This window comes from Georgenia sp. Marseille-Q6866 (genome assembly GCF_965111665.1).
Genome location: NZ_CBCOOR010000001.1, coordinates 23,520 through 41,560 on the forward strand (window position 1 = coordinate 23,520; position 18,041 = coordinate 41,560).

The following is an 18,041-nucleotide window of genomic DNA, read 5'->3' on the forward strand; positions in this document are numbered from 1 at the left end:
GGGGCTCGTCATGGGACAGGAGTTCATCGGCACCGGGTGGGCCTTCCCGCTGCGCACGGACGCGACGGGCAGCATCGCCCTCGTCAGGGGCGAGCGCGAGATCGAGGAGAGCATCCGGCTCATCCTCGCAACGTCCCCGGGGGAGCGGCCGATGCGCCCCGAGTTCGGCTGCTCCGTCCACGACTACGTCTTCGCGCCTGCCGATGCCGCCACCGCCGGGGACATCGCCTACAGCGTCCGTGTCGCGCTGGAACGGTGGGAACCGCGGATCGAGCTCGCCGCCGTCGTCGTCCGCTTCGACGCGATCGACGACGGCGCGCTCTACATCGACATCGCCTACACGCTGCGGGGCACCAACGACCCCCGCAACCTCGTGTTCCCGTTCTACGTCATTCCCCAGCACGAGGAGGGTTAGCCGTGCTCCCCGCACCGAACCTCGACGACCGCCGCTTCCAGCAGCTCGTCGACGACGCCAAACGCCACATCCAGGCCACCTGCCCGGAGTGGAGCGACCACAACGTCTCCGACCCCGGCGTCACGCTCGTCGAGACCTTCGCTCTCATGGTCGACCAGCTGTCCTACCGCCTCAACCGGGTACCGGACAAGCTCTACGTCTCCTTCCTCGACCTCCTCGGGATGACGCTGCACCCGCCGACGGCCGCGTCCGCGGAGCTCACCTACTGGCTCTCCGCCGCCCAGGACCAGATCGTCGTCGTCCCGGCCCAGTCGGAGGCCGTCACGCCGCGCACGGAGACCGAGGAGCCGGTCGTCTTCCGCACCACCCGCGACCTCGTCGTTCCCCCGCGGTCGCTGTCCCTCGTCCTCACCCAGGGCTTCGGCGGGGACGTCGTCGACCGCGGTGACGCCCTGCGGGCCGCGGAGCGCTTCGCCGTCTTCACCGACACCCCGGCGCACGACGACGTCGTCCTCCTCGGCCTGGACGACGCGGCGCCGTCGTGCATCGTCGTCCTGCGCTTCGACAGCGAGGTCCGCGGCGTGGGCGTGGACCCCCGCTTCCCGCCGATCACGTGGGAGGCGTGGACCGGGACCGGCTGGCGGGCCTGTGACGTGGACTCCGACGGGACCGGCGGCCTCAACCGCTCCGGTGACGTCGTCCTCCACGTGCCCGACCACCGGGCCTCGATCATCGACGGCAAACGCGCCGGCTGGCTGCGCTGCCGCGTCGTCGACCCGCCCGAGGGCTACCCGCGCTACAGCGCCTCGCCGACGATCGGCGCGGTCTCCGCCTTCACGATGGGGGGCACGGTCCCCGCCAGCCACGCCGAGCTGGTCCGCGACGAGATCCTCGGCCTGTCCGAGGGGGTTCCCGCCCAGGTCTTCTACCTCGACCGCAGCCCGGTGGTCGCCGGTGGTGACGTCGTCGTCCAGGTGGCCGCCGGCAGCGGCTGGGACGAGTGGGTGGAGGTGGAGTCCTTCGCCTCCTCGGGGCCCGAGGACCGGGTCTTCCTCCTCGACCGGGCCACCGGCGAGGTGCACTTCGGGCCGGCGGTACGGCAGGCCGACGGCACGCTGCGCTCCTACGGCGCCGTGCCGCCCAAGGGCGCACCGCTGCGGGTGCCGGTCTACCGGACGGGCGGTGGGCCCCGGGGCAACGTCTCCGCGCGGACGATCACCGACATGCGCACCCCCATCCCCCTCGTCGACCGCGTGGAGAACCGGCGCCCGGCGCTCGGGGGCGTGGCCGGGGAGTCGGTCGCCGAGGCGAGGCAGCGCGGCCCGCTGCTCCTGCGCACCCGCGACCGAGCGGTCACCGCCGAGGACTACGAGCAGCTCGCGCTGCGCGCCGAGCCCTCGGTGGCGAGGGTGCGCTGCGTGCCGGCGACGACGCCGGAGGAGTCCGGGGGAGTCCGGCTGCTCGTCGTGCCGTCCGCCGTGCCCGACGACACCGGCCGGCTGCGCTTCGAGGACCTCGTCCCCAGCGAGGAGGCGCTCGCCCGGATCACCGAGCACCTCGACCGCCGCCGCCCCGTGGGCGCCCGGCTCCTCGTCGAGCCGCCCTTCTACCAGGGCGTGACCATTGTGGCGCGGCTCGCGGCCCGCCCGCGCGCGGACGTCGAGCGGCTCGAGCGGGAGGCCGTCACCGCGCTCAACACCTACTTCGACCCCGTGTCGGGCGGGCCCGACCGCGAAGGCTGGCCCTTCGGCCGCCCTGTCCACGCCGGGGAGGTCTACGCCGTCCTCCAGGCGCTGCGCGGCACCGAGATCGTCGAGGACGTCAAGCTCTTCGGCGCGGACCCGATCACCGGCAAGCGCGGCGAACCGGTCCAGCGCATCGACATCGACCCGCAGGGACTGGTGTTCTCCTACCAGCACCAGGTGCGCGTCGTCGGGGGGCGATGACGTGCGCGGCACCGTCCCCCACCTGCCCAGCGTCGCGCCCGTGGCGCACCGGCTGCCGGCCGTCTACCAGGAGGACGAGTTCCTCCAGCGCTTCGTCCAGGCCTTCGACGCGGCGTTCGCCCCGCTCTTCCTCACTCTCGACACCCTCGCCTGCTACGTCGACCCCGAGCTCGCGCCGCCCGACTTCCTCGACTGGCTCGCGGAGTGGGTGGGGATCGAGGTGGACGACACGTGGTCGGTGGAGCGGCGCCGCGAGATCGTCGCCGGGGCCGCCGCCGTCCACCGCGTGCGCGGGACCCCGGCGGGCATCGTCGACGCCGTGCGGCTCGTCGTCGGCGGGCGGGTCGAGGTGGAGGAGAACGGTGCGAGCACCTGGTCGGCGCAGCCGGGCGCCGCCCTCCCGGGCTCCCCGGAGCCGCTGCTGCGGGTGGTCGTGCACGTGCGCGACCCGGGGGCCGTGGACCGCACCCGCCTCGAGCGGGTGGTCACCACCGTCAAGCCGGCGCACGTGGCCCACACCATCGATGTCGAGGAGGACCCCGATGCAGACATGTCCTGAGTGCGGAGGCCGCAACGAGGACGGCGAGCTGTTCTGCGGCAGCTGCGGCACCTACCTCGAGTGGGAGGAGACGCAGGCCGCGGTGGCCGACGGCGCAGGGGCCGTCGCCGCCGGCAGCGGCGCCGTCGCGGGGGGCGACGGCGCGGGTGTGCCCGTGGGCGGCGACCACGGCAGCGCAGGTCGCGCAGACGCACCCGACGGCGGTGCGAGCAGTGCCGCTGGCCTCGACGGCGGCAGCCCGGGCCGGGCCACGCGAGCCGATGACGGCGCGCACGAGTCCTCCACGGGGGACACCGGGTCGGGCGGCGACCTCGAGCCCGCGGCGACCGGTGCGGTCCCCGCGGCGACCGACGAGCGCACGCCGGCAGACGAGCGCCCCCACGCCCCGGCTCCGGTCGAGGAGCCGGCTCCCGTCACCGCACCGGCCGACGTCCCGGCGTCGGCCCCGCCGCCCGCGGTCGCCGCGGCCGGCTCGGGCGCGCTCGGTGGGCTCGGCGGACGGGCGGCGCGCGCCGCGCGCCGGGCCGCCGACCAGGCCACGGGCGGGGCGCTGTCGACGGCGAGCAGCACCGCCTCCCACGCCCGGTCGCAGGCACGCAGTGCCACGCACGCACCCGGGCGGACGGCAGCAGACCACGCGGTCCGGGCGGCCGGGGGCGGTCCGCTCGCCCAGGCGGCGGCTGCCGCCGCCCGCGAGGGCACCGAGGCCGCGCGAAGCGGTGCAGCAGCCCGCGGGGCGACCGGCGCCGCGGGAGCGGGCGCCGCTGCCGCGGCGGCACCGCCGTCGGCGGATCCGCGCGAGCAGGGGGCGTCGGCGTCCCCGGCCGACGTCGCAGGAGCACCCGCCCCCGCGCAGCCCAGCCCCACCAAGCCGGGCCGGCCGGCCCCTCGCCAGCCCGCGGCGCGCAAGCCAGGCGCGCCCGTGCAGCGCCGCCCGGTGCCGCGCGCCGAGGAGGAGGAGGAGCCTCCACCGCGCCCGGGCGAGCTCGTCTGCGGCGCCTGCGGGGTGGGCAACGCACCGCACCGGCACTTCTGCCGCCGCTGCGGCGCCGACCTCACCGACGCCACGGTCCAGCCGCAGCGCTCGTGGTGGCAGCGCCTGCTGCGCCCCGAGCCCCGCCAGGGCCCGGCGGCGGGGACGCGGCCCAGTGCGCGCCGTCGTCGACGGTTCCCCACGAGGCTTGTCGTCACCATCGTGATCCTCGGGCTGCTCGGGACAGGTGCCTGGTACGCCCGCGACTCCCTCGCGGGTGCCTACGCCGCCGTCGTGGACAGGCTGGCGGGCGACAAGCCCATCAACCCGTCCGAGGTGGTGGCCTCGAGCGCGCGCGAGGACCGTCCCGCGTCCCAGGTGCGCGACGGGATCCTCGACCGCTCGTGGGCGCCGGAGGGCGACGGGGTCGGGGAGTCGGTCGAGCTCGTCCTTCCCGAACCGGCGCGCCTCGTCACCGTGCTCGTCGTCGCCGGCAACGGCGGGGAGGAGGAGCAGCGGCTCCTGGAGGCACGGCCTCGTGGGCTGCGCCTCACCATGACGACGCCGGAGGGCGAGGAGGTCCAGGACGTCGAGCTCACCGACACCGGGGAGCCGCAGCCGGTGTCGGTCGGGCTCAGCGACGTCGAGTCGGTCCGCCTCACGATCCTCTCGGTGTACGGGGAGGAGCTGGGGGCGCCGGTCGCGCTGGCGGAGGTGGAGCTCCGGGGGCGGGGCTAGGGTCCTCGGCCACGCCGAGCTCGCGGAGCACCTGCGAGTAGGAGCGAGCGGCGCGCTCGGCGGCGGCCGGCTCCCCGGCGGCCCTGAGCGCGGCGACGAGGGTGCGCCAGGCGTCGTCGCGGTACTCGTCGATGTCGACGCTGCGCTGGGCCGCGCGCACGGCCTCGGCGTGGTCGCCCGCGGCGAGAGCGAGCTCGGCGAGCAGGGCGGCGGCCTCGGCCACCCGGGTGCGGTAGCGCTCGCGGGTGGGCACGAGCCAGTCCGCGGGGCCCTCCTCGGGCAGGACGTCCCCGGTGTACACGGCGAGCGCCGCGTTCAGCGCGGCGCGCTGGCCCGTGACGTCGCCGCGGCGGGCGGCCCTCGCGGCCGTCGACAACGCCTCGTCGACCTCGACGACGTCGCTCGTGGAGCCGGGACCCAGGGCCAGCATGTAGGACTCACCGTCCCGCACGACGATCCGGCTGTGCCGCCCGGGCACGCCCGGCTCGAGCGCCGCGCGCAGGCTCGAGACGCTCACCTGGAGGTTGTGCATGGCCGCCGCCGGGTCGAGCTCGCCCCACAGGGCGTCGGCGATGAGCTCGCGGTGGACGGGGCGGCCGGCGTGCACGGCGAGGAAGCGCAGCACCGTCCGGGCGCGGGGCCGGATGCCGCTGAGGTCGGGCGGCTGGCCGTCGACGAGGAGCTGGAGCTCGCCGAAGCAGCGGACGGTGAGGACCGGCCGTGAGCCGGGCTCTGACGGGCTGGGCGCCGACGGGCCGATCACGGGTGGGCCGGGAAGGGGAGTCGGGACCGGGGAGGCGCGGCGGGCTCGCCGTCATCCGGGTCGGTGGGACGGGTGCCGGCCGGGTCGCGGGACCAGGGCGACATGTCCGGCAGCCAGGCCCACGGGCGGCAGTCCAGCCCGGTCGTGCTCGCGGTCGTGCGCGCGAGGGTGAGGAGCTCCTTGCGGTCCTCAGCCCGGGTCGCGGCCAGCGCCGCGTAGGCGATGGCCGTGGCGCCGGGGACCCCGGCGGACCGGGAGTGCGCCTCCGCCTGGCGGGCCTGCTCCGCGGCGTCGGGCAGCTGCTGTGCCGCGGCCAGCAGCGCACCGATCGCGTTGACCCACGCCTCGAGGACGCCGGCGTCGAGCTCGCGCAGGCGGCGGCGCAGCTGGTCCAGGGTGCGGGCGTCGACCGCGCCCGAGGGGAGCCGGATGAAGCACCACACGAGGGCGACGATCGCGGCCGCCCACCGGTCGCCGCGGGCGTCGAGGTCCCCGATGACCGCGGCCATCGGACGACGGTCGCCCCCGTGCCCGGCCACGGCGATCGCCGAGGTGAGCCGGGCCAGCCAGGTGAGGCCGTGACGTTCCGCGTCCAGGTAGATCTGGTCGAGGGGCGAGGACCGCGGCGAGCTGAGGGGGCCGGCGCGCACCTCGCTGCGTCTGCCCGCGCCACCGGAGACGATCGTCCCGAGCGTGGCGAGGACCAGGCGCGCGGCGAGGGCCAGGCCCGGGGCGGTGCCCTCAGGCTGCTCCGCGAGGGTGCGCAGCTCCCTGCTGCCCGCCCGGCGGTCCCCACCGAGGAGGTGGGCGAAGCCCGCGACGTCCCGCACGAGGGCGTCCTCCGACCCGGCGGCGCGACGCGCGACGTCGAGCGGGTGACGGCGGGTGGCGGCGAGGAGGAGGTCGGGCCACCGGGACCGGGGCGATATCGGCCCGCCGCGCCACGCGGTGATGTCGGCCCGCAGCTCGTCGCACAGCCGCTGGCCGCCCGCGTCGGTGAACTGGGCCCGCGCGCGCTCGGCGGCCGCGGCGGCGTCGTCGAGCCGCCCGTCCCCGAGGAGCCGCCGGCCATCGGCCAGGCAGCACCACGGGTCGGAGGCGGTGAGCCACGCCGGCAGCAGCCCCGCCCACGTCTGGTCGCGCGACCGGGCCTGGTGCGGGGAGACGAACACCCGCTCACCGGACTCGTGAAGCAGGGCACGCACGCCCGGCCAGTCCTCCGCCCGGGCCCGCGCACGCAGCGCCTCGACGAGGTCCCCCTCCTCCTCGAGGATCGCCGCCGCGCGGACGTACCACTCGGCGGTGCCGGCGGGACCGAGCTCCTCGCGCAGCGCCGTCTCGAGGTGGCGGCGCAGCACCTCGTGGTAGCTGAAGGTGTCCCCGCCGTCCGTCGTCGTCGTCAGGGCCTGGCGCGTGACGAGGTCGCGCAGGGTCCGCTGCGCGTCCGTCGTGCCGAGGAGGGCGTTGCACCGGTCGGCGGTGAGGGCGTCGAACACGCAGGTCCGCACGAGGAACGCGGTGGTCTCCGGCGGCAGCCCGGCGAGCACCTGACCGGTGAGGTAGTCCTGGGCGTAGCGGGCCCGGCCGGCAAGCGCGTGCACGGCACGGTGCCGGTCGGCGGGCTGGCTGTCGAGGGTGGACAGGTGGAAGAGCTGGAGGGCGGCGGCCCAGCCCTGGGTGTACCGGGTGAGCGCGGCGGTGTCGTGCGGGGGCAGGGGGGCGCGGTGGACCCGCCGGAAGAGCGTCTCGACCTCCCACGTGCGGAAGCGCAGGTCCTCCCCGGTGAGGACGACGAGCGCGGCCAGCTCGCTGCGGGCGAGGTTGAAGCCGGGCATGCGACGCGAGCCGATGAGCACCCGCAGCTGCGGTGGCGCCAGCAGCAGCACCTGCTCCAGCTCCGTCTCCGCGGGCTGGCCGGCGAGGACGTGGAGGTCGTCGAGGACGAGGAGCACCGGGCCGGGCAGCCGTTCCAGGGCGAGTGCCAGCTGCTCGGGCGTGGCCGGGGCGTCGTCGGCGGGGGGGGGGGAAGCAAGCGCCCGGTGCAGGAGGGGACGAGGCGGCCGGTGGACCCGGCGTCGAGCCGGCACCACGCGACGGGCAGGCCGCTGGCGGTGGCCCACTGCGCCATGAGCGTCGTCTTGCCCGTGCCCGGCGGGGCCACGACGAGGCCCATGCGGTCGCGGGCGACGGCGTCCAGGGCCCGCAGCAGCTGGGGGCGGCGCAGCCCGGAGACCTGCGGGGCGGCGGTGCTGGCGCGGGGAACCCCGGCGCGCAGGGCGCCGTCCGGCTCGCCGCCTGTCGGGCACATAGGACCCCCCGTCCCTGTCAACGCCCGTCGTGCCAGCCAGTCTAGAAGCCCACCCCGCCCCCAACTGCACATTTTGGGCAGTCGGGGGCGGTCCGCCGTCGTCGGCGTCGACCACCCGACCGGCTGCGACGCCGGGGACGGGGCGGGCAGGCGCCGGGGCTACTCGCTGAGCGCGGCGGCGACGGCGAGGGAGAGGGCGCCCTGGAAGGTCGTCTCACGCTCCTCGGCGCTCATGTCCTGGGAGCCGTCGAGCAGGTGGTCGGAGACGGTGAGGACGGTGAGGGCCTGGCAGCCGAGCTCGGCGGCCACGCCGTAGAGGGCGGCGGCCTCCATCTCGACGCCGAGCACCCCGTAGGCGCCCAGCGCCTCGGTCTGCCCGGCCACCTTGAGGTAGAAGTGGTCGCGGGAGACGATCGTGCCCACGTGGTAGCGCTCGATGCCCTGCTCGCGGGCGGCGCGCACGGCGGCCTCGGCCAGCTCGAAGGACGCGACGGCGGAGAAGTTGATCCCCGGGATGCGGTGCTGGTTCATCGCGGAGTCGGTGTGGGCGCCCAGGCCCACGAGGACGTCGCCGACCTTGACCTTCGGGGAGATGCCCCCGGCCGTGCCGACGCGGATGATGCGCTGCACCCCGTACTCGCGGAAGAGCTCGGTGGCGTAGATCGTCGCCGAGGGCTGGCCCATCCCCGAGCCCATGACGCTCAGCGGCTTGCCGTCCACCGTGCCGGTGTAGCCGAGCATGCCGCGCACGTCGTTGACGAGGCGGGCGTCGGGCATGAGCTGCTCGGCGATGCGCTGCGCCCGCCGGGGTCGCCCGGCATGAGGACGGCGGGGCGAAGTCGCCGGGGGCGGCGGCGATGTGGGGCGTGGGCACAGGGACCTCAGGGGTACGGACGGGTGGACCCATGCTGCCACGCCACCTCGCCCGGAACCGGGGACCGGGCACTAGGCTCGCGGTGACTCCACCCGCCGACGTCAGGGGCCACGATGTCCGACCAGCACAGCGAGCACGCGCCGCAGGACGGCCCGGTTCCCCCGCCGCCGGCGCCCTGGGGCGCTCAGCCGCCCGGCGGCCAGCCGGCTCCCGGCCAGCAGCCCGGTCAGCCGCAGCCCGGGGGCTACCCCGGCTACCCGCAGCAGCAGGGCTACCCGCAGCCGTCCGGCCACCCGCAGCAGCGGGGGCACGCGCCGGGCTACCCGGCGCAGCAGGCCGGACCGGGGCAGGGCTTCGGCCAGGGCTACCCCCAGCCGCAGGAGCGCCCCTCCACCCTCGGCGGGCTCGCCGACCTCGGTTTCACGCGCCGGATCACACCCGGCCTCGCACGGATCGTCTACGTCGCCGTCCTCGTCCTCGCGCTGCTCGGGCTCATCGTCGCGGTCATCGGCGCGATCGGTGCCTTCGGGATGGCGAGGAACCCCTTCGTGGGCGGGAGCCAGTGGAGCCTCTACGGCCTGTTCTTCCTCGCCACCGGACCGCTCGGTGCTTTCGTGCTCGTCGCCTTTGCCCGTTTCTGGCTCGAGTACTTCCTCGACCGCGCGGGCGAGCACCAGGGTGAGCGGTCCCACTGACGGCCGCCGTTGCCCCGGTGTGCGCCTCTCGACGTGCTCCGGATAAAGTCGTCTGGTGACTCCCGCTGGTAACGCGACCTTCCGCTACTCCAACGCGGCACTCCTTGCTGTCACGCACATCGAGGCCCCCGTGCGGGTGCCGTCGTCGCGTTTCGAGGAGGAGCTGGCGCCGACGCGTCGGCGGCTGCGTCTTCCCGACAACCTCCTCGAGCGGGTCTCGGGGGTCGTGGAACGGCGGTGGTGGGAGCCGGGCACCCGTTTCGACGACGCGGCCATCGAGGCCGGTGCCAAGGCGCTGGCCGAGGCCGGCGTGGACCCGGCCCGCGTGGGGCTGCTCGTCAACACCTCCGTGACGCGCACCCACCTCGAGCCGTCCGTAGCCGTGCGCATCCACCACGGGCTGTCGCTGCCGTCGTCGGCGGTGAACTTCGACATCGCCAACGCCTGCCTCGGGTTCGTCAACGGCATCATGCTCGCCGCGACGATGATCGACGCCGGGCAGATCGACTACGCCGTCATCGTCAACAGCGAGGACTCCCGCGGCACCCAGGAGACGACCCTGCGTCGTCTCGCGCGCCCCGAGGCCACCCGCGAGGACTACCGCCGCGAGTTCGCCTCCCTCACCCTGGGCAGCGGTGCGGCGGCCGCCGTCATCGGCCGCGCGGACCTCCACCCCGGTGGCCACCGCGTCGTCGGCGGTGTCTCGCGCGCCGGCACCGAGCACCACGAGCTGTGCGTGGGCAGCCTCGACGGCATGTTCACCGACACCAAGGGCCTGCTCGACGGCGGCCTGCCGCTCGTCACCGCCGCCTTCGCCGAGGCGAACAACGGCGCGGGCTTCAAGTGGGGCGACATGGACCGCTACGTCACCCACCAGATCTCCACGCCGTACACGAAGGCCGTCATCGACGCGATCGACCTCCCCGAGGACCGCGTGCCGATCACCTTCGGCTACTGGGGCAACGTGGGCCCGGCGTCGCTGCCGATGACCCTCGCTGCCCAGGCCGACTCCCTCGCGCCGGGGGACCGGGTGCTGTGCCTGGGGGTGGGGTCGGGCCTCAACACGGCGATGCTCGAGCTGCAGTGGTGAGCCCGGGCACCGACCTGCCCGAGCTTCCCGGCCTCGACCCTCGCTGGAGCCGCCGCGTCACCGTCCCCGGCACGGGGGAGGACCCGCCGGTCACCTGGCACCTGCTCGACAACGCCCCCCACCTCACCGGCGAGGCCCGCGGCACGCTGCTCGCCGTCCACGGCAACCCCACGTGGTCCTACCTGTGGCGCTCCCTCCTTCCCGCGGCCGCGGCGGCCGGCTGGCGCGTCGTCGCCGTCGACCAGCTCGGCATGGGCTGGTCCCAGCGCGACGGGCGCTTCCGCCGCCTCGCCGACCGCGTCGCCGAGCTCGGGGAGCTCACCGACCACCTCGGCCTCACCGGCCCCGTCGTCACGGTGGGGCACGACTGGGGCGGCGTCGTCTCCCTCGGCTGGGCGGTCGCGCACCCCGAGCTGCTCGCGGGAGTCGTCCTCACCAACACCGCCGTCCACCACGACGACGACGGCGAGATCCCCGCGCTGCTGCGGCTGGCCGGCAACCCGAGCGTGCACGGCTGGGCGACGAGCGGCACCCGCACCTTCCTGCGCGCCACCCTCGCCCTGGCCCACCCGCCGCTGAGCCGGGAGGTGCGCGCCGCCTACCTCGCGCCCTACGACGAGGACCGCCGCGCCGTCGCCGACTTCGTCGCCGACATCCCCGCCGACCCGAGCCACCCGAGCCGCCCCGCGCTCGACGCCATCGCCGACGGCGTGGCCCGCCTCGAGGTGCCGGCCCTCGTCCTGTGGGGCCCGCGCGACCCGGTCTTCCAGCGTCGCTACCTCGAGGACCTCCTGCGCCGCCTGCCGCACGCCGACGTGCACCGCTTCGAGGGCGCCGGCCACCTCCTCGCCGAGGACGTCGACGTCGCCGGCACAATCACCCGCTGGCTCGAGTCCACCTTCCCCACCGTCACCCCCTCCCCACCGTCACCCTCCCCGCCGACAGCCGGTTCTCTCCGGCCGGCGCGGCTCCCGCCCGTACGCCCCTCCCCGCCGACAGCGCACGTGTTACTCGCCCCTCGCCACCGGCACTCCCCTCCCCGCCGACAGCCGGTCTTCCGGCCGGCGCGGCTCCGGTCCGCCCGCTCACCGCGGTCCTCGACGAGCGCCGCGACGACGACGCCCCCGCCGTCGTCGCCCTCCACCCCGGCGGCACCGACACCGTGACCTGGCGCGACCTCGCCACCCGCGTGCACCGCCTCGCGCTCGGCCTGCACGACGCCGGCGTGCGGCCCGGGCAGCGCGTCAGCCTGCTCGTCACCCCCGGCGTCGACCTCACGACCACGCTCTTCGCGTGCCTGCGCCTCGGCGCCGTCGCCGTCATCGCCGACCAGGGTCTGGGCCTGCGCGGGATGAGCCGCGCGATCCGCGGCGCCTCCCCGGACGTCGTCATCGGCATCGACCGCGGCCTCGTCGGCGCGCGGCTCCTGTCGTGGCCCGGCCGTCGCGTCGCGGTGAGCGAGCTGCCGCCGACGCAGGCTCGCGCGCTCGGCGTCACCGACAGCCTCCCCGGGCTCACCGCCCGCGGCGCCGATCTCGAGCGCGCCGGCACCGAGCTGCCGCCCGTGCCCAGCCCCGACGACGACGCCGCCATCCTCTTCACCTCTGGCTCCACCGGCCCGGCCAAGGGTGTCGTCTACACCCACCGCGGCCTGGGCGGAATGCGCGACACCCTGGCCGAGACCTACGGCCTGGGCCGCGAGTCCTCCTTCGTCGCCGGCTTCGCGCCCTTTGCCCTGCTCGGGACCGCGCTCGGCTCCCTCGCCGTCGTCCCCGACATGGACGTCACGGCGCCGGCCACCCTCACCGCGGGCGCGCTCGCCGAGGCGGTCCGCGCGAGCAGTGCGACCGCCGTCTTCACCTCGCCCTCCGCCCTGCGCAACGTCCTCGCGACCGCGGGGGAGCTGTCCGCCGAGCAGCGTGAGGCGCTCTCCGGCGTCCGGCTCTTCCTCTCCGCGGGCGCGCCGATCCCGCCGGAGCTGCTCGCCCGCGTCGCCGAGGTCATGCCTCGCGCCAGCGCGCGCACGCCCTACGGGATGACCGAGGTCCTGCCGGTCACCGACATCGACCTCGACGAGATCCACCGGGCCCTCGCTGACGTCGGCACCGTGCCCGGCGCGGGCGGTGGCACCTGCGTGGGCCGCCCCGTGCCCGGTACCGAGGTCGCGATCATCCCGCTCGACGACGACGGCGCCGCCACCGGTGCGCCCACCGACGCACCCGGCGTGACGGGGGAGATCCTCGTCGCCGCCCCGCACCTCAAGCGCACCTATGACCGGCTGTGGGCCACCCAGCAGGCCAGTGCCGACCACCCGGGCCGTCACCGCACCGGCGACGTCGGGCACCTCGACGCCGAGGGACGGCTGTGGGTCGAGGGGCGCCTGTCGCACGTCGTCACCGCGCCCGGGGGCGTCATCACGCCCGTGGCCGTCGAGCACGCCGCCGAGCGGGTGCCCGGAGTCCTGCGCGTGGCCGCCGTGGGTGTGGGCCCGGCGGGGACCCAGCAGCTCGTCGTCGTCCTCGAGACCGACCCGGCCGTCGACCGCTGTTCGCGCGCCGGCGCCTCCCTCGCGACGCCCGGCCTCACCCGCGCGGTGCGCCGCGCCGTCGCCGAGGCGTGCGGCGTCCCGGTCGCCGCGGTCCTGCGCGTGCGGGAGCTGCCGACCGACGTGCGACACAACGCGAAGATCGAGCGCGGCCGCATCGGCCGGTGGGCCAAGCGCGCCCTGGCCGGTGGGCGGATGGGGGAGCCGTGACCCGGCAGCGCCGTCGGCGCCGCGTCGACGCCCCCGCCACCACGGCGGAGTCCGCCGCACCCGAGGCGCTGCGCGTCCTCGTCACCGGGGCCAGCGGCATGCTCGGGCGGCGCACCGCGGAGCGGCTGGGCGCCCCCGGCCACGGCGGGCGGACCCTCCAGCGGCGCCCCGCCGGCGTCGAGGGGGCGAGCGACTCGCTCGGGTCCCTCACCGACCCCGCCGCGGTGACGCGCGCCGTCGAGGGGCGTGACGCCGTCGTCCACCTCGCCGCGAAGGTCTCCGTGAGCGGGCCGCGGCACGAGTACGAGCAGGTCAACGTCGAGGGCACGCGCACGCTGCTCGCGGCCGCCCGCGCGGCGGGGGTGCGCCGCTTCGTCCAGGTGTCCTCGCCGTCGGTCGCGCACACGGGAGGGTCCCTGGTCGGTGAGGAGGCCGGACCGGCGCAGCCCGAGCACGCGCGCGGCAACTACGCGCGCACGAAGGCGGCGGCTGAGCTGCTGGCCCTGGAGGCCGACGGGCCCGACCTCGCCGTGGTGGCTGTCCGCCCGCACCTCGTGTGGGGGCCAGGGGACACGCAGCTCGTCGAGCGGATCGTCGAGCGTGCCCGGGGCGGGCGGCTGCCGCTGCTCGACCACGGCGCGGTGCTCGTCGACTCCGTCTACGTCGACAACGCGGCCGATGCGCTCGTCGCGGCGCTCGAGCGCGCGCCGGAGGCGCACGGGCAGGCGTTCGTCGTGACGAACGGGGAGCCGCGCGCCATCGGTGACCTCATTGCCGGGATCTCGCTCGCGGCCGGGGCCCCGGCGCCGGCCTGGCGCGTGCCGGCGCGGCTCGCGAAGATCGCCGGCGGGCTGGTCGAGGCCGTGTGGGCAGTGCGTCCGGGCCGCGACGAGCCGCCGATGACGCGCTTCCTCGCGGAGCAGCTCTCCACCGCGCACTGGTTCGACCAGCGCCGCACCCGCGAGGTGCTCGGCTGGGAGCCCGCCGTGAGCATCGACGAAGGTCTCGCCCGCCTGGCGGAGCACTACCGCACGCACTGACTGCCTCGGCGCGGCGCGCGCGGCGGCTCACGGCCCCGCCCGCCCCCTCGCACTGTGTGCCCGCTGGTTCACCATGCTCCCGATCTACCGCCCGCACAGTGGAACCAAGGGCAGCAAGGTGGGGCCGGGCGGGAGCGCCGGCTGCGGGCCTGCCCCGCCCCCTCCCACCGTGCGCCCGCTGGTCCACCATGCGCCCGGTCTACCGCCCGCACGGTGGAACCAAGGGCAGCAAGGTCGGGCCAGGTGGGGCCGCCAGGTGCGGGTGCGACCGGCCGCGCGCCACAATGGGCCACATGATCCCGACTCTCGCGCTCAACGACGGCAACCGGATTCCGGCGATCGGCCTCGGCACCTGGCCGATGGACGAGGAGGCCCCCGAGGCCGTGCGGACGGCACTCGAGATGGGCTACCGGCTCATCGACACCGCCGCGAAGTACGAGAACGAGGAGGCCGTGGGCCGCGGTATCGCGGAGTCCGGCGTCCCGCGCGAGCAGATCGTGGTCACCACCAAGCTCCGCGGTAGCGAGCAGGGCTACGAGGAGGCGCTGCGCGCCTTCGAGACGTCCCGCAAAAAGCTCGGCCTCGACTACGTCGACCTCTACCTCATCCACTGGCCGCTGCCGCGCCTGGACAAGTACGTCGACTCCTGGCGCGCGCTCGTCAAGCTCCGCGAGGACGGAGTCGTCCGCTCGATCGGCGTCTCGAACTTCACCGCCGCGCACCTGGACCGCATCATCGCCGAGACCGACGTGGCGCCGGCCGTCAACCAGATCGAGCTGCACCCCTACTTCACCCAGGCCGACTTGCGCGCCGCAGACGCCGAGCGCACCGTGCTCACCCAGTCCTGGAGTCCGCTCGCCCGCAGCGCCTCGCTCCTCACCGAGCCGGCCCTCGAGCAGATCGCCGGCCGCCACGGGGTGGAGACAGCCCAGGTCGTGCTGCGCTGGCACGTCCAGCTCGGCGTGCTGCCGATCCCGAAGTCCGCCAGCCCGGACCGGCAGAGCCTCAACCTCGACGTCTTCGGCTTCGAGCTGAGCGAGTCGGAGATGGCGCAGATCAGCGGCCTCGAGCGCGGCCGGCAGAGCCACGACCCGGACACCCACGAGGAGTTCTGAGTCGTCACCGGGCGCGCTTGTATCCTGAGCCGATGCCTGCCGCCCGACTGGTCGCCTTCGACCTCGACGACACCCTCACGCCCTCGAAGTCCCCGATCCACCCGGAGATGGCCGAGGCGCTCACCGCGCTCCTCGCCGTCGTGCCGGTGTGCATCATCTCGGGCGGGCAGCTCGAGCAGTTCACCACCCAGGTGACCGAGCGTCTCGAGCTCGACGACGCCGCCCGCTCGCGTCTGCACCTCATGCCCACCTGCGGCACGCGCTACTACCGCTACGACGACGACGGCGAGCTCCGCGAGGTCTACGCCCACGACCTCAGCGCCGAGGAGCGCGCCGAGGCGCTGACCGTCGTCGAGCGCGAGGCGCGGCGGCTGGGACTGTGGGAGGAGCAGACCTGGGGGCCGGCCCTCGAGGACCGCGGCTCGCAGATCACCTTCTCCGCCCTCGGCCAGCAGGCGCCGCTGGACGCGAAGCGCGCCTGGGACCCGGCGGGGGAGAAGAAGGAACAGCTGCGCGCCGCCGTCGCCCCGCTGCTGCCCGAGCTCGAGGTCCGCTCCGGTGGCTCGACGTCGATCGACATCACCCGTCAGGGCGTCGACAAGGCCTACGGGATGACCCGCCTGGCCGAGCACACCGGCATCGACCTCGCCGACATGCTCTTCATCGGCGACCGTCTCGACGAGGGCGGCAACGACTACCCGGTGAAGGCGATGGGCGTCCCCTGCATCGCCGTGGACGGCTGGGAGGAGACCGCGACGACTGTCAGTGCCCTGGTGCAGGAGCTCACCCCCACCCGAGCCTGACCGCGCCCGGCCCCTTCTCTCGCCGCGCGGAGATCCCGCATCTCCGGTGAGTGGAGGAGCTAGGGGACCAGGGCGGGCTGGCGCTCGGCCGCTGCGACCAGGGCGGCGTAGTGGCCGTCCTCCGCGAGGAGCTCCTCGTGGTTGCCGACCTCGACGAGGCGTCCGCCGTCGACGACGGCGATGAGATCGGCGTCGCGCACCGTCGAGAGACGGTGGGCGATGGTGATCGTCGTGCGGCCACGGCTCAGCACGTCGAGGGCTTCCTGGACGGCGTGCTCGGTGCGAGTGTCCAGGGCGCTGGTCGCCTCGTCGAGGACGAGCACCCGGGGGTCGCGCAGCAGGGTGCGGGCGATCGCCAGGCGCTGCTTCTCGCCACCGGAGAAGCGGTGCCCACGCGCACCCACGACCGTGTCGTAGCCGCGCGGCAGGGCGAGGATGACGTCGTGGACCTGGGCGGCGCGAGCCGCGGCCTCGATCTCCTCGTCGGTCGCCTCGGGCCGGGCGTAGCGCAGGTTCTCCCGCACCGTCGTGTGGAGCAGGTAGGTCTCCTGCGAGACCACCCCCACCTGCGAGGCGAGGTCGGCCAGCGAGAGGTCGCGCAGGTCGACGCCGTCGAGCAGCACGCGCCCGGACGTCGGGTCCTGCAGCCGCGCGACGAGGCCGGCGATCGTCGTCTTGCCCGCCCCGGACTCACCGACGAGGGCCAGCCGGGTGCCGGCGGGGACGTGCAGGTCGAGGTCGGCGACGGCGTCGGCGTCCGCGTCGGGGTAGCGGAAGGAGACGTCCTCGAAGGTGACGGCGCCCGGACCGCCGCCGGAGGGAAGCGCCACCGGCGCCACCGGGTCGTCGATCTCCACGGGCAGGTCGAGGTACTCGAAGATCCGGCTGAACAGCGCAAGCGACGCGGTGACCTGCACGCCGGTGTTGAGCACGCCCATGAGCGGGCGGAACAGCCCGGACTGCAGGGCGATGAAGGCGACGAGCGTGCCGATCGTGATGTCCCCGGAACCCGGTAGGCCCGCGACGAGGTAGATGAGCGCGGGGATGGCGGAGAAGATGACGCTCGTCGTCGCCATCCGCCAGCGCCCGGCGAGCTCGGACCGCAGCTCGAGGTCGGCGAGCTCGCTGGAGGAGTCGGCGAAGCGGCGGCTCAGCTCCGGGCCGGCGCCGAGGGTCTTGGCGAGGAGCGCGCCACTGACTGACAGTGACTCCTCCACCTGGCCGTGCAGGCCGGCCAGCGCCTTCTGGCGCTTGGCCGTCACCTCGCGGCGCATCTGCGCGACGCGCCGGGTGAGCCAGATGGCGGGCGGCAGGACGACGAGGGAGAGGAGCGCGAGCTGCCAGCTGAGCGCGACCATCGCGACGATCGTCGCGATCGCCGTCGTGACGTTCGCGGTGATCGCCGTGGCGGTGCCGGTGACGACGGACTGCATCGCGCCGATGTCGTGGGTGAGGCGCGACTGCACCTCACCGCCGCGGGTGCGGGTGAAGAAGGACATCGGCTGGCGCTGCAGGTGGACGAAGACGTCGGTGCGCAGCCGGTGCATGACCTTCTGGCCGACGTCGGTGGAGATCCACGTCTGCACGACACCGAGCGCCGCCGTCACGACGGTGACGACGAGCATCGCGCCGACGAGCACGAGGAGCAGGCGCACGTCCTGCTCGGGCAGGGCGACGTCGATGACGTGCCGGGTGAGGAACGGGGTCGCCAGGCCCATGACGGAGCTGGCGGCGATGAGGGCGACGACGACGAGCAGCCGGCGGCGGTGCGGCCCGAAGAGGGCGGCGATGCGCCGCAGGCTCACGGGGTGCGACTCGAGCTGGGCGGCATCGGCCGGGTCGCGGCGGGTGGGGCCGTGGGGGCGGAAGGAGGGGCTCGACATGAGCGCCACCTCGCTTTCTCAATGACGACGGCGGAGTGTGGGTGCCGTCGGACCGGTTCAGGGCGGGGCGCGGGACTGGCCGGC

General features: G+C 75.3%; 14 protein-coding genes and 1 pseudogene. 11 read left to right on the forward strand and 4 right to left on the reverse strand.

Going from position 1 to position 18,041, the window contains the following annotated elements; translation table 11 throughout:
• The first annotated feature begins 10 nt into the window (after positions 1-10).
• Genes ACWPXV_RS00085 through ACWPXV_RS00100 form a run of 4 tightly spaced genes read left to right on the forward strand, consistent with a single transcriptional unit; the run spans position 11 to position 4,631 of the window.
• Positions 11-415, forward strand: a complete 405-nt coding sequence (locus ACWPXV_RS00085; protein ID WP_454083301.1) for a GPW/gp25 family protein — start codon at positions 11-13, stop codon at positions 413-415.
• Between the two features lie 2 nt (positions 416-417).
• Complete coding sequence (locus ACWPXV_RS00090) at positions 418-2,361, forward strand: putative baseplate assembly protein (protein ID WP_454083302.1); 1,944 nt, start codon at positions 418-420, stop codon at positions 2,359-2,361.
• Between the two features lies 1 nt (position 2,362).
• Entirely contained in the window at positions 2,363-2,920 is a 558-nt protein-coding gene (locus ACWPXV_RS00095) for a phage tail protein (protein ID WP_454083303.1), read from the forward strand.
• The gene (locus ACWPXV_RS00100) at positions 2,904-4,631 is read left to right on the forward strand and encodes an NADase-type glycan-binding domain-containing protein (protein ID WP_454083304.1); all 1,728 of its coding nucleotides are present in this window, start codon (positions 2,904-2,906) and stop codon (positions 4,629-4,631) included. The genes ACWPXV_RS00095 and ACWPXV_RS00100 overlap by 17 nt, the downstream gene beginning before the upstream one ends.
• Here ACWPXV_RS00100 and ACWPXV_RS00105 read toward each other — a convergent pair.
• From ACWPXV_RS00105 to deoD, 3 genes and pseudogenes are all read right to left on the reverse strand, one after another.
• Positions 4,552-5,394, reverse strand: coding sequence for an AfsR/SARP family transcriptional regulator (locus ACWPXV_RS00105; RefSeq protein WP_454083305.1), 843 nt, complete (start codon positions 5,392-5,394; stop codon positions 4,552-4,554). The two genes, ACWPXV_RS00100 and ACWPXV_RS00105, sit on opposite strands and share 80 nt — an antisense overlap.
• A complete protein-coding gene (locus tag ACWPXV_RS00110) occupies positions 5,391-7,481 on the reverse strand; it encodes a hypothetical protein (protein WP_454083306.1) in 2,091 nt (696 codons plus the stop codon). Before ACWPXV_RS00110 ends, ACWPXV_RS00105 begins: the two co-directional genes overlap by 4 nt.
• 380 nt (positions 7,482-7,861) lie before the next feature.
• A pseudogene (deoD, locus tag ACWPXV_RS00115) lies at positions 7,862-8,576 on the reverse strand (purine-nucleoside phosphorylase).
• A gap of 113 nt (positions 8,577-8,689) precedes the next feature.
• Here deoD and ACWPXV_RS00120 point away from each other — a divergent pair.
• From ACWPXV_RS00120 to ACWPXV_RS00150, 7 genes are all read left to right on the forward strand, one after another.
• Positions 8,690-9,271 (forward strand): DUF4282 domain-containing protein, encoded by a 582-nt coding sequence (locus ACWPXV_RS00120; RefSeq protein WP_454083307.1) that lies wholly within the window; start codon positions 8,690-8,692, stop codon positions 9,269-9,271.
• Positions 9,272-9,326: 55 nt separating this feature from the next.
• Positions 9,327-10,361, forward strand: a complete 1,035-nt coding sequence (locus ACWPXV_RS00125; protein ID WP_454083308.1) for a 3-oxoacyl-ACP synthase III — start codon at positions 9,327-9,329, stop codon at positions 10,359-10,361.
• Positions 10,358-11,527 carry an alpha/beta fold hydrolase gene (locus ACWPXV_RS00130; protein WP_454083309.1) on the forward strand — a complete coding sequence of 390 codons (1,170 nt, stop codon included), beginning with the start codon at positions 10,358-10,360 and terminating at the stop codon, positions 11,525-11,527. Before ACWPXV_RS00125 ends, ACWPXV_RS00130 begins: the two co-directional genes overlap by 4 nt.
• Positions 11,524-13,116, forward strand: a complete 1,593-nt coding sequence (locus ACWPXV_RS00135; RefSeq protein WP_454083310.1) for an AMP-binding protein — start codon at positions 11,524-11,526, stop codon at positions 13,114-13,116. The genes ACWPXV_RS00130 and ACWPXV_RS00135 overlap by 4 nt, the downstream gene beginning before the upstream one ends.
• Positions 13,117-13,184: 68 nt before the next feature.
• On the forward strand, positions 13,185-14,156 hold the full coding sequence (locus tag ACWPXV_RS00140) for an NAD-dependent epimerase/dehydratase family protein (RefSeq protein ID WP_454083626.1): 972 nt from the start codon (positions 13,185-13,187) through the stop codon (positions 14,154-14,156).
• Between the two features lie 293 nt (positions 14,157-14,449).
• Positions 14,450-15,271, forward strand: a complete 822-nt coding sequence (locus ACWPXV_RS00145; protein ID WP_454083311.1) for an aldo/keto reductase — start codon at positions 14,450-14,452, stop codon at positions 15,269-15,271.
• A gap of 32 nt (positions 15,272-15,303) precedes the next feature.
• The gene (locus ACWPXV_RS00150; protein WP_454083312.1) at positions 15,304-16,074 is read left to right on the forward strand and encodes an HAD-IIB family hydrolase; all 771 of its coding nucleotides are present in this window, start codon (positions 15,304-15,306) and stop codon (positions 16,072-16,074) included.
• Positions 16,075-16,133: 59 nt separating this feature from the next.
• Here ACWPXV_RS00150 and ACWPXV_RS00155 read toward each other — a convergent pair whose 3' ends face one another.
• Entirely contained in the window at positions 16,134-17,957 is a 1,824-nt protein-coding gene (locus ACWPXV_RS00155) for an ABC transporter ATP-binding protein (RefSeq protein WP_454083313.1), read from the reverse strand.
• Positions 17,958-18,041 lie beyond the last annotated feature (84 nt).